At 70.7% G+C, this 12,106-nt stretch carries 7 protein-coding genes; 1 reads left to right on the top strand and 6 read right to left on the bottom strand.

Going from position 1 to position 12,106, the window contains the following annotated elements; translation table 11 throughout:
- Positions 1–55 precede the first annotated feature (55 nt).
- From ACFYNP_RS07035 to ACFYNP_RS07010, 6 genes are all read right to left on the bottom strand, one after another.
- The gene (locus ACFYNP_RS07035; protein WP_388783369.1) at positions 56–823 is read right to left on the bottom strand and encodes a VOC family protein; all 768 of its coding nucleotides are present in this window, start codon (positions 821–823) and stop codon (positions 56–58) included.
- Between the two features lie 129 nt (positions 824–952).
- Positions 953–3,649 (bottom strand): pyruvate dehydrogenase (acetyl-transferring), homodimeric type, encoded by a 2,697-nt coding sequence (aceE, locus tag ACFYNP_RS07030; RefSeq protein ID WP_388408335.1) that lies wholly within the window; start codon positions 3,647–3,649, stop codon positions 953–955.
- A gap of 226 nt (positions 3,650–3,875) precedes the next feature.
- Positions 3,876–4,502, bottom strand: coding sequence for a GntR family transcriptional regulator (locus ACFYNP_RS07025; protein WP_388408337.1), 627 nt, complete (start codon positions 4,500–4,502; stop codon positions 3,876–3,878).
- A gap of 128 nt (positions 4,503–4,630) precedes the next feature.
- Positions 4,631–6,424, bottom strand: coding sequence for a 2-oxoglutarate dehydrogenase, E2 component, dihydrolipoamide succinyltransferase (gene sucB / locus ACFYNP_RS07020; RefSeq protein ID WP_388783367.1), 1,794 nt, complete (start codon positions 6,422–6,424; stop codon positions 4,631–4,633).
- A 93-nt stretch (positions 6,425–6,517) separates the two neighbouring features.
- The gene (gene lpdA / locus ACFYNP_RS07015; protein ID WP_388408341.1) at positions 6,518–7,906 is read right to left on the bottom strand and encodes a dihydrolipoyl dehydrogenase; all 1,389 of its coding nucleotides are present in this window, start codon (positions 7,904–7,906) and stop codon (positions 6,518–6,520) included.
- 333 nt (positions 7,907–8,239) lie between these two features.
- Entirely contained in the window at positions 8,240–9,760 is a 1,521-nt protein-coding gene (locus ACFYNP_RS07010) for a leucyl aminopeptidase (RefSeq protein WP_388408344.1), read from the bottom strand.
- 332 nt (positions 9,761–10,092) lie between these two features.
- Here ACFYNP_RS07010 and ACFYNP_RS07005 point away from each other — a divergent pair, with 332 nt between their 5' ends.
- Positions 10,093–12,105, top strand: coding sequence for a hypothetical protein (locus ACFYNP_RS07005; protein ID WP_388408528.1), 2,013 nt, complete (start codon positions 10,093–10,095; stop codon positions 12,103–12,105).
- Position 12,106 lies beyond the last annotated feature (1 nt).

The raw sequence follows: 12,106 nt of genomic DNA, 5'->3' as shown, positions 1-12,106 counted from the left end.
CGGCCCCCCGGGCCCGCGGCCCCAAAGGCCCCGGCCCCCGGCCGCGTCCGGAGGGCTAGACCTCGGTGAGGGCGATGACCGAGAACACCCCGCCCTGCGGGTCCCGCAGCAGGGCGAAGCGGCCGGGCGGGATCGTGGTGGGGGGTACGTGGACCTCACCGCCCAGCTCCCGCGCCCGCGCGGCGACCGCGTCGCAGTCCTCGACCTGGACGTACACCATCCAGTGCGCCGGCACCTCGGGCGGGAAGTCCGAGCCCATCCGCATCATGCCGCTGAAGCTCTCCCCGTCCAGCTTCCACTCCGTGTACTCGGAGGACGACCCGTACGGGTCGGCCGCGTCCGTGGTCCAGCCGAAGACCGTCGCGTAGAACGTCTTCGCCCGATCGCTGTCGCGGGTGAGCAGTTCGAACCAGCACATGCTGCCCGGCTCGTCCACCACTCCGAAGCCCGCGTGCCGCTTGGGCTGCCAGACGCCGAACACCGCCCCCTCGGGATCGCTGAAGACCGCGAGCCGGCCGGAGTCGAAGACGTCCATGGGGCCCGCGACGATCGAGCCGCCGTTGCCGGTCACCGCCGCGGCCGTCGCGTCGGCCGACTCGACCTGGATGTAGGTGAGCCACGCGACGGGCTGCTCCGTGCAGGGCCCGTACCCGCCGACGTACCGGTCGCCGAGCAGGAACATCCCGTAACCGCCGGCCTCCTCCATCGGCACGTCCGCGCCCTGCCAGCCGAAGAGGTCTCCGTAGAAGGCCTTGGCGGCGGGTACGTCGGTGGTGGAGAGGTCGGCCCAGGCGGGTGCGGACGGGCGGTTGGAGATCTTCATGCGCTGCTCCCGGAGTCGTGCCGCCCCCGGTCGACATTCACGCACGCGTGCCCCGCCCCGGCAATCGGGACGGGGCACGCGTGCGTGGCCTCCGGGCCTGGAACCCCGAGGGGCCCAGGACCGCGCGGCCTACAGGCCGTAGCGCTCGCGCGCTTCCTTCACGGCCGTGACCGGGACCTCGCCGCGCTTGGCGAGCTGGGCCAGGGCCGCGACGACGATCGACTGGGCGTCGACGCCGAAGTGGCGGCGGGCGGCCTCGCGGGTGTCGGAGAGGCCGAAGCCGTCCGCGCCCAGCGAGGAGTAGTCCTGCTCGACCCACTGCGCGATCTGGTCCGGGACCTGACGCATGTAGTCGGACACCGCGAGGACGGGGGAGTCCACGCCCTCAAGTGCCTTGCGGATGAAGGGAATTCGCTCCTCGCCGCGCAGCAGGGCGGCGTCCGCCTCAAGCGCGTCGCGGCGCAGCTCGGTCCAGGAGGTGGCGGACCACACGTCGGCGGCCACCCCCCACTCCTCGGCGAGCAGCTTCTGCGCTTCGAGCGTCCAGTGGATCGCCGTGCCGGAGCCCAGGAGCTGGATGCGCGAGGCGTTGACCGGGACGGTGACGCCTGCGGATTCCGCCGTGTTGAAGCGGTACAGGCCCTTGACGATGCCCTCGTCGATGCCCGCGGGCTTCGCCGGCTGCGGCATCGGCTCGTTGTAGACCGTGAGGTAGTAGAAGACGTCCCGGTCCTCGTCCGGGGCGGCCTCGCCGTACATCCGGCGCAGACCGTCCTTGACGATGGCCGCGACCTCGTAGGCGAAGGCCGGGTCGTAGGACAGGGCCGCCGGGTTGGTCGCCGCGATCACCGGGGAGTGGCCGTCCGCGTGCTGGAGGCCCTCACCGGTCAGGGTCGTCCGGCCGGCGGTGGCGCCCACCAGGAAGCCGCGGCCGAGCTGGTCGCCGAGCTGCCACATCTGGTCGGCCGTGCGCTGCCAGCCGAACATCGAGTAGAAGATGTAGAACGGGATCATCGGCTCGCCGTGCGTGGCGTACGCGGACGCCGCGGCGATGAAGTCGGCCATCGAGCCGGCCTCGGTGATGCCCTCGTTGAGGATCTGGCCGTCCTTGGCCTCGCGGTAGTACATCAGCTGGTCGCGGTCGACCGGCTCGTACGTCTGGCCCTTCGGCGAGTAGATGCCGAGCGAGGGGAACAGCGACTCCATGCCGAAGGTGCGGGCCTCGTCCGGGACGATCGGGACCCAGCGCTTGCCGGTCGTCTTGTCGCGGATCAGGTCCTTCATCAGCCGGACGAACGCCATGGTGGTGGCCATGGACTGGCTGCCGGAGCCCTTGTCGAAGGCCGCGAACGACTTGTCGGCCGGGGCCGGCAGCGGGGCGAGCGCGTGGCTGCGGCGGGCCGGGGCCGGGCCGCCGAGCGCCGCGCGGCGCTCCTGGAGGTAGCGGACCTCGGGGGAGTCGGCGCCGGGGTGGCCGTAGGGGACCTGGCCGTCGACGAACTGGGCGTCCGAGATGGGCAGTTCAAGAAGGTCACGCATGTTCTTGAACTCGTCGTTGGTGAGCTTCTTCATCTGGTGGTTCGCGTTCTTGGACGCGAAGCCCTCACCGAGGGTGAAGCCCTTGACGGTCTGCGCCAGGATGACGGTCGGCGCGCCCTTGTGGGACAGGGCGGCCTTGTAGGCGGCGTACACCTTGCGCGGCTCGTGGCCACCGCGCGAGAGGTGGAAGCACTCCAGGATCTTGTCGTCCGAGAGCAGCTTCGCCATCTCGACGAGCGCCGGGTCCTTGCCGAAGAAGTCCTCGCGGATGTAGGCCGCGTCCCGCGTCTGGTACGTCTGCACCTGGGCGTCGGGGACCTCGCGCAGGCGGCGGACGAGCGCGCCGGTGGTGTCGAGCTGGAAGAGCTCGTCCCAGGCGCCGCCCCACAGCGACTTCACGACGTTCCAGCCGGCGCCGCGGAACTGGGCCTCCAGCTCCTGCACGATCTTGAAGTTGGCGCGGACCGGGCCGTCGAGGCGCTGGAGGTTGCAGTTGATGACGAAGGTCAGGTTGTCCAGGCCCTCGCGGGCGGCGAGCGCGAGGGCCGCCGTCGACTCGGGCTCGTCCATCTCGCCGTCACCGAGGAACGCCCACACGTGGGAGTGGGAGACGTCCTTGATGTTCCGGTTGGTGAGGTACCGGTTGAAGCGCGCCTGGTAGATCGCGGAGAGCGGGCCGAGTCCCATGGACACGGTCGGGAACTCCCACAGCCAGGGCAGGCGGCGCGGGTGCGGGTAGGACGGCAGGCCGTCGCCGCCGGACTCCTGGCGGAACTTGTCCAGGTGCGCCTCGGTGAGGCGGCCGTCGAGGAAGGCGCGGGCGTAGATGCCGGGCGAGGCGTGGCCCTGGATGTAGAGCTGGTCGCCGGATCCGTCGCCCTCCTTCCCGCGGAAGAAGTGGTTGAAGCCGGTCTCGTACAGCCAGGCCGCGGACGCGAAGGTCGCGATGTGGCCGCCGACGCCGTACTTCGAGCCGCGGGTCACCATGGCCGCCGCGTTCCAGCGGTTCCACGCGGTGATCCGGCGCTCCATCTCCTCGTCGCCGTCGATGGCGGGCTCGGAGGAGGAGGGAATGGTGTTGACGTAGTCCGTCTCCAGCAGCTTCGGCAGGGCGAGGCCCGCGCCTTCGGCATGCTGGAGCGTGCGGCGCATCAGATACGCGGCCCTATGCGGGCCGGCGGCCTTGGCGACGGCATCGAGGGAGGCCGCCCATTCGGCGGTCTCCTCGGTGTCACGGTCCGGGAGCTGGTCGAGCTCGCTCGGAAACTTGGCTACGGGGTCGATCACGATCGCCGCCTTCCGGACAGGAGGGGGGTGGAGAAATAGGGGCCTTTGTCTGGCAGGACGGGGCCTTGGACCGGTGAGTCCGCCGTTGACTGTAAGCCGACGATCGATGATCGATCAAAGCGTTGAGCCAAAAACTTCTTCGAATCGGGAAAGTCGGCACAGGGTGCCGCCAAAATGGGCACCGGGTGCCTTGGATTTCCAGGTGCCCGGTGGACCGCCGCGCAGGTCAGGCGCTACGCGGCGCGCACCCCAGGACATGGGCCTTCACCAGGGCGCCGATGGCCGGATCCCGCCGCCGGAAGGCCGCCACGAGGTCCTCGTGCTCCTCGGCGTACGACTTCTGCACGGTGCCGAGCCAGCGGATCGAGAGGGCCGTGAACACCTCGATGCCGAGGCCTTCCCATGTGTGCAACAGCACACCGTTGTCGGCGGCCCGCACCAGTTCCCGGTGGAATCCGACCGTGTGCCGCACCTGCGCGGTGCCGTCGGCCGCCCGGTCCGCCGCGTAGAGGGCCGCCACGTGCGGCTCCAGGGCCGAGCAGTCCTCGGCGAGCCGGTCGGCCGCCAGCTCGGCCGCGATCTGCTCCAGACCGGCCCGCACGGGATAGCTCTCCTCCAGGTCGGCCGCGCTCAGACTGCGCACCCGTACGCCCTTGTTGGGCGCCGACTCGATGAGGCGCAGGCTCTCCAGTTCGCGCAGCGCCTCGCGCACCGGCGTCTGGCTGACCTGGAGCTCCACCGCGATGCGCCGCTCCACGATCCGCTCACCGGGCTTCCAGCGCCCGCTGACGATCCCCTCCACGATGTGCTCGCGGATCTGCTCGCGCAGCGAGTGGACGACGGGCACGGTCATGGGGGCTCCTTAAAACGAGCGACGACGTCCAAACAATACGGCCGCGTCCCCGTCCGGAAGTGCCCGGACGGGGACGCGGCCGCTGGTGAGACGAGTGTTACAGCCGTCCCACGGTGCCTCTCAGAGCCTTACAGGCCGAGCTCGACCTCGAACTCGCCGGCCTCCAGGATCGCCTTGACGGCGCTCAGGTAGCGAGCCGCGTCGGCGCCGTCCACCAGACGGTGGTCGTAGGAGAGCGCGAGGTAGGTCATGTCGCGGATGCCGATGACGGTGCCCTCGGCGGTCTCGATGACCGCCGGACGCTTGACCGTGGCACCGATGCCCAGGATGGCGACCTGGTTCGGCGGCACGATGACCGTGTCGAACAGCGCGCCGCGCGAGCCGGTGTTGCTGATCGTGAAGGTCGCGCCGGACAGCTCGTCCGGGGTGATCTTGTTGGCGCGGACCTTGCCGGCCAGCTCCGCGGTCGCCTTCGAGATGCCGGCGAGGTTGAGACCGCCCGCGTTCTTGATGACCGGGGTCATCAGACCCTTCTCGGAGTCCACGGCGATGCCGATGTTCTCCGAGTCGAAGTACGTGATGGTGCCCTCGTCCTCGTTGATCCGGGCGTTGACGACCGGGTGGGCCTTCAGCGCCTGGGCCGCAGCCTTCACGAAGAACGGCATCGGGGAGAGCTTGACGCCCTCACGCGCGGCGAAGGCGTCCTTCGCCGCGTTGCGCAGCTTCATCAGCTTCGTGATGTCGACCTCGACGACCGTGGTCAGCTGGGCCTGCGAGTGCAGCGCCTTCATCATGTTGTCGCCGATGACCTTGCGCATGCGCGTCATCTTGACCGTCTGGCCGCGCAGCGGGGACGCCTCCAGGGAGGGGGCGGCCTTCGCGGCGGGGGCAGCGGCGGCGGCAGCGGCCGGAGCCGGCGCCTTGGCGGCCTCGGCGGCGGCGATGACGTCCTGCTTGCGGATGCGACCGCCGACGCCGGTGCCCTTGACCGCGCCCAGGTCCACACCGGACTCGGAGGCGAGCTTGCGGACCAGCGGCGTGACGTACGCGCCGTCGTCACCGGAGGTGGCCGCGGGGGCGGCAGCCGGGGTGGCGGCCGGAGCGGGCGCCGGGGCGGCGGGCGCCGGGGCCGGAGCGGCGGGGGCCGGTGCCGGAGCGGCGGCCGGGGCCGGGGCGGGTGCCGGGGCGGCGGGAGCCGGAGCGGCGGCCGGTGCCGGAGCAGCAGCGGGGGCCGGGGCGGCAGCGGGGGCCGGGGCGGCCGGAGCCGGAGCGGCGGCCGGAGCCGCGCCCGGGGCACCGATGACGGCGAGCTTGGCGCCGACCTCGGCGGTCTCGTCCTCACCGACGACGATTTCGAGCAGCACGCCCGCGACCGGAGCCGGGATCTCGGTGTCGACCTTGTCGGTGGAGACCTCAAGGAGCGGCTCGTCCTCGGCCACCTCCTCGCCGACCTCCTTGAGCCAGCGGGTGACGGTGCCCTCGGTCACGCTCTCGCCGAGCGCGGGGAGGACGACGTCGGTGCCCTCGGCGGAGCCACCGCCGGAGGCGGCCTCGGCCGTGGGGGCCGGGGCGGGGGCCTCGGCCTCGGTGGAGGGCGCGGCCTGCGGCGCGGGCGCCTCCTGGGCCGGGGCCTCCTGGGCGGGGGCCTCGGCGGCCGGAGCGGCCTGGGCCGCGGGGGCCCCGGTGCCGTCGTCGATGACGGCGAGCTCGGCGCCGACCTCGACGGTCTCGTCCTCGGCCACCTTGATGGAGGCCAGGATGCCGGAGGCGGGGGCGGGGATCTCGGTGTCGACCTTGTCGGTCGAGACTTCGAGCAGCGGCTCGTCGGCCTCGACGCGCTCGCCCTCGGCCTTCAGCCAGCGGGTGACGGTGCCCTCGGTGACGCTCTCGCCGAGCGCCGGAAGGGTTACGGAAACCGACATGGTTTCGGTTGCTCCTTACGAGAATGGGGTCTCCCCTGCTCAAGCGCAGTCGAGAGCTTGGGGAAGGAAGTGGTCGTCGCGCCCGAGGGGCTGTTAGTCGTGGGAGTGCAGCGGCTTGCCGGCCAGCGCCAGGTGGGCCTCGCCGAGCGCCTCGTTCTGCGTCGGGTGCGCGTGGATGAGCTGCGCGACCTCGGCCGGCAGCGCCTCCCAGTTGTAGATCAGCTGGGCTTCGCCGACCTGCTCGCCCATACGGTCACCGACCATGTGGACGCCGACCACGGCGCCGTCCTTGACCTGGACGAGCTTGATCTCGCCCGCGGTCTTGAGGATCTTGCTCTTGCCGTTGCCCGCGAGGTTGTACTTCAGAGCGACGACCTTGTCCGCACCGTAGATCTCCTTGGCCTTGGCCTCGGTGATGCCCACGGAGGCGACCTCGGGGTGGCAGTACGTCACCCGGGGCACGCCGTCGTAGTCGATCGGGACGGTCTTGAGACCGGCCAGACGCTCCGCCACCAGGATGCCCTCGGCGAAGCCGACGTGCGCGAGCTGGAGCGTCGGGACCAGGTCGCCGACGGCGGAGATGGTGGGCACGTTGGTGCGCATGTACTCGTCGACCAGGACGTAGCCGCGGTCCATCGCGACGCCCTGCTCCTCGTAACCGAGGCCCTGGGAGACCGGGCCGCGGCCGATGGCGACGAGGAGGACCTCGGCCTCGAACTCCTTGCCGTCGGCCAGCGTGACCTTCACACCGTTGGCGGTGTACTCGGCCTTCTGGAAGAAGGTGCCCAGGTTGAACTTGATCCCGCGCTTGCGGAACGCGCGCTCCAGGATCTTGGAGCTGTTCTCGTCCTCGACCGGCACGAGGTGCTTGAGGCCCTCGATGACGGTGACGTCGGTGCCGAAGGACTTCCACGCCGAGGCGAACTCGACGCCGATGACGCCGCCGCCCAGGATGATCGCGGACTGCGGGACGCGGTCCAGGGTCAGCGCGTGGTCGGAGGAGATGATCCGGTTGCCGTCGATCTCCAGGCCCGGCAGCGACTTCGGCACGGAGCCGGTCGCGAGCAGGACGTGGCGGCCCTGGACGCGCTGGCCGTTGACGTCCACCGAGGTCGGGGAGGACAGGCGTCCCTCACCCTCGATGTAGGTCACCTTGCGGGAGGCGACCAGACCCTGCAGACCCTTGTACAGGCCCGAGATGACCTCGTCCTTGTACGCGTGGACCGCGTTGATGTCGATGCCCTCGAAGGTCGCCTTGACGCCGAACTGGCCGGCCTCGCGCGCCTGGTCGGCGATCTCGCCGGCGTGCAGCAGGGCCTTCGTGGGGATGCAGCCGTTGTGCAGGCAGGTGCCGCCGAGCTTGTTCTTCTCGATCAGTGCGACGTCCAGGCCCAGCTGCGCTCCGCGCAGGGCCGCGGCGTAGCCGCCACTGCCACCGCCGAGGATCACTAGGTCGAAAACGGTGCTGGCGTCGTTCGCCACGTCACGTCCTCCATGCATGTGCGCCGGGCGCGGTCGTCGATGACCGGCGGCGGCTGGTGTTCGGCCGCTTGTCTTCGGCCCTGTGGTGGGGGCCCTGTCCTGCCGAGAACCCATCTTCGCACTTGTTGACGGAAGGCGGGACGCGGGGCCGGGGTCTGAGACGGCTGATCGTCGGGCTGAGCGCCGCTCAGACGTCACTCCACCGCCGCGCGAAGACGTACGGATTTCATCTACAGCGAAATCCGGCCGAAGCGTGACGGTACGGAGCGTGAACACGGGCGGCCCCGGCGCTTGTGCCCGGGGCCGCCCTGTGCGTCGGCTGTGGACGGGCTGTCAGCCGAGGTCGCCCGCGGCGGTGCGCTCCGCCAGACGGAGCAGGGTGCGCACCGAGGAACCGGTGCCGCCCTTGGGGGTGTAGCCGTGCGGGGCGCCGTCGTTGTAGGCGGGGCCCGCGATGTCGAGGTGGGCCCAGGTGATGCCCTCGCCGACGAACTCCTTCAGGAACAGGCCGGCCACCAGGCCGCCGCCCATCCGCACGCCCATGTTGGCCAGGTCGGCGGTGGGGGAGTCCATGGTCTTGCGCAGGTTCGCGGGCAGCGGCATCGGCCAGGACTGCTCGCCGGACTCCTCGGCGATCTCGTGGATCGCGGTGCGGAAGGCGTCGTCGTTGGCCATGATGCCGAAGGTGTGGTCGCCGAGGGCGAGCACCATCGCGCCGGTCAGCGTCGCCACGTCGACGATCGCGTCCGGCTTCTCCTCGGAGGCCTTCCACAGCGCGTCGGCCAGGACCAGCCGGCCCTCGGCGTCGGTGTTGAGGACCTCGACGGTCTTGCCGCTGTACATGCGCAGCACGTCGCCGGGACGGGTGGCGGAGCCCGACGGCATGTTCTCGGCGAGCGCGAGCCAGCCGGTGACGTTGACCTCAAGGCCCAGGCGCGCGGCCGCGACGACGGCGGCGAACACGGCGGCGGCGCCGCTCATGTCGCACTTCATCGTCTCGTTGTGGCCGGCCGGCTTGAGCGAGATGCCGCCCGAGTCGTAGGTGATGCCCTTGCCGACGAGCGCGAGGTGCTTGGCGTTCTTGGCGTGGGTGTACGTGATCTTCACCAGGCGCGGCGGGTTCTCGGAGCCGACGCCGACGCCGAGGATGCCGCCGAAGCCGCCCTTCTCCAGCGCCTTCTCGTCCAGCACCTGGACCTTGAGGCCGTGCTCCTTGCCGGCGGCCGAGACCACCGCGGCGAACGCCTCGGGGGTCAGGTCGTTCGGCGGGGTGTTGATGAGGTCGCGGGCGCGGTTCATCTCCTCGGCCAGCGCCAGGGAGCGCTCGACGGCCGCCTTGTGGGCCTTGTCGCGGGGCTTGGCGCCGAGCAGCGTCACCTCGGCGAGCGGCTCCTTGGCGTCCGGGCCGCGGTCCTGGTAGGCGGTGAAGGCGTAGGCGCCGAGCAGGGCACCCTCGCCGATCGCCTCGATGTCCTCGGCGGCCTCGATGGGCAGCGCGAAAGCGGCCTTCTTGACGCCGTGCAGGGCGCGGGCGGCGTTGCCCGCGGCGGTGCGCAGCACTTCGGCGTCGTACGCCTCGTCGGCGGCGGGGACGGTGCCCAGGCCCACGGCGAGCACGAACGGGGCCTTGAGGCCGGAGGGCGACACGGCCTTGGTCACCTCACCCTCGGCACCCCGGGCGCCGAGGGTCTCCAGGACGGCGGCGAGCTTCCCGTCGAACGCCTTGTCCACGGCCTCGGCGCCGGGCGCGACGACCAGCCCACCCTTGGGGCCCGCGGCCTTGGCGACGCCGACGACGAGGGCGTCGGCGCGCAGCGTCGCCGCGCCGGCAGTGCTGAGAGTCAGAGCAGTCACGGTGGTGAGATCTCTCTTCCTTGAGAAGCCTGGTGGCTTGTTCGACCGTCGGATGGGCCGGCCGGGACCCGGTACATCGTATTTCGGGCGGGTCGACCACCGGTCACGAGCCTACGCGCGGTGACGGCGTTCGATCGCGGTGGCCTTAATTCACTCATCCGTGGTGTCTCTTTCACGTTTGGCCCGCACGCTCGGTGAGAGCTCCGTCACACTCGCCTCAATCAGGACAGGGGGCGCCGCGCCCCTTTGCATCATCACCACAGGTTCTCCATGCGCGCTCCGCTTGTGGAGGACCCTACGAGGGGGGACATATGAAGGCGAAGGCCTTGAAAATGGGCAGATCGCGGGTCGCGCTCACCGCGCTGATGGCCGCCGGCCTGCTCTCCACGGCCATACCGGCCGCCAACGCCGCGGCCACGGTGCTGCCGCGGATCGATCTGAAGATGCTGGTGCTCGACGACGGCGGAAGCGCCGTCGGTGCCATCGTCGCCGAGCTGAAGAACACCGGAGTGCCGTACCAGACGGTCGCGTTGGGCGCCGCGGGGCGGCCGACCATCAACGCCGCGTTCCTCAGCGACAACATCGCGGGCCGCCCGCACGCCAAGTTCCAGGGCGTCGTCGCGCCCAACGAGATCCCGTTCGGCAGCGCCGCGGCCCCCGAGCAGACCGCGCTCGCCGCGTACGAGAAGACCTTCGGGATCCGCCAGATCGACGCCTACACCTGGGCCCACCCCGAGGTCGGGCTCGACTACACCGACCAGCCGGGCGGCTTCTCCGGCCCCCTGGACGGCGTGAAGACCCAGGTCAGCGCGGCCGGCAAGGCGGGGCCCTTCGGCTATCTCGACGGTCCGCTCACCTTCGAGGACAACGACCCGGCGGTGCCCGAGAGCTACGGCTACGCGGCCCACCCCGAGGCCGGCTTCACCAGCTACCTCGACGCCCCGAGCGGCGGCTCCATGCTGGGCCAGTACACCCACGACGGCCGCAGCGAACTGGTCGTCACCTTCGCCTACAACCAGTACCAGCAGCAGTTCCAGGCGCTGGCCAAGGGCATGGTGGAGTGGGTCACCCAAGGGGTGCACCTGGGCCAGAGCCGCAACTACTTCTCGGTGCACGTCGACGACGTGTTCGCGCCGGACGCCCGCTGGGACAGCGTCAACAACTGCACCCCGGGCGACTTCGACTGCCCCGACGGCGGCACCGCGAGCACCGACATCCGGATGACCGCGGCCGACGCCCAGTACGCGGCCCAGTGGGAGGCCACCAGCGGGTTCACGCTCGACATGGTCTTCAACGCGGGCTCGGGCGAGGAGTGGAAGTCCGAGAACGGCGGCACCGACGCCCTCGCGACCCAACTGCTCGCGGACAAGGCCAAGTTCCGCTGGATGAACCACACCTACACGCACGAGTTCCTCGGCTGTGTGCAGGACAACACCGTGGTGCCGTGGGTGTGCAAGAAGAACGCCGACGGGTCCACCCAGTGGATGAGCCGGGCCGACATCTCGTCCCAGATCTCGCAGAACTACAACTGGGCCGTCCAGAAGGGCCTCCCGGTCGACAAGAGCGAGATCGTCACCGGTGAGCACTCCGGCATGAAGGTGCTGCCGCAGCAGCCCGACGACAACCCGAACCTGGCGGGCGCCTTCGCCGACAACGGGATCAAGTGGGCGGGCAGCGATGCCTCGCGCGAGCCGGACCAGCGCGCGGTCGGCGCGGCCCTCACCGTGCCCCGGCACCCGATGAACGTGTACTACAACGTCGGCAAGGCCGCCGAGATGACCGACGAGTACAACTGGCTGTACACCTCGAAGGCCAACGGCGGAAGCGGCATCTGCGAGAACAACCCGGCCTCCACCTGCATGACCGCGCCGCTGGACACGGCCACCGGCTACCAGTCGTACATCGTGCCCCGCGAGGCCAAGACCGCGCTCAGCCACGTCCTGTGGAACGACCCGCGGCCGCACTACGTCCACCAGTCGAACCTGGCCGAGGAGCGGATCCTCTACCCGGTCCTCGACAAGGTCCTCGCCGACTACAAGGCGCTGTACGCCGACAACGCCCCGATCGTGAACCTGCGCGAGAAGGACGCGGGAACCGAGTTCAGCCGCCGCGCGGCCTGGGACAAGGCGCTGGCTTCCGGTTCGGTGACCGCCTACCGGATCGGCACCGCGGTGACCGTGCAGGCTCCGAAGGGGGTGGCCGCACCGATCACGGCGCCGCAGGGCACGCTCAAGCAGCTGTTCATCGGCACCGCCGCGTTCGGGACGCCGTACGCGGGTGAGCGCTCCGACTGGTCCTCTCCCGAGGTGCTCCAGTCGGCGATCACGCTGAAGCTGCCGGCCTGAC

The sequence above is a fragment of the Streptomyces sp. NPDC006691 genome, from assembly GCF_042869955.1.
GTDB lineage: Bacteria > Actinomycetota > Actinomycetes > Streptomycetales > Streptomycetaceae > Streptomyces.
The sequence above is the reverse complement of the archived record's forward strand: the minus strand, read 5'-3'. Positions and strand labels throughout refer to the sequence as shown.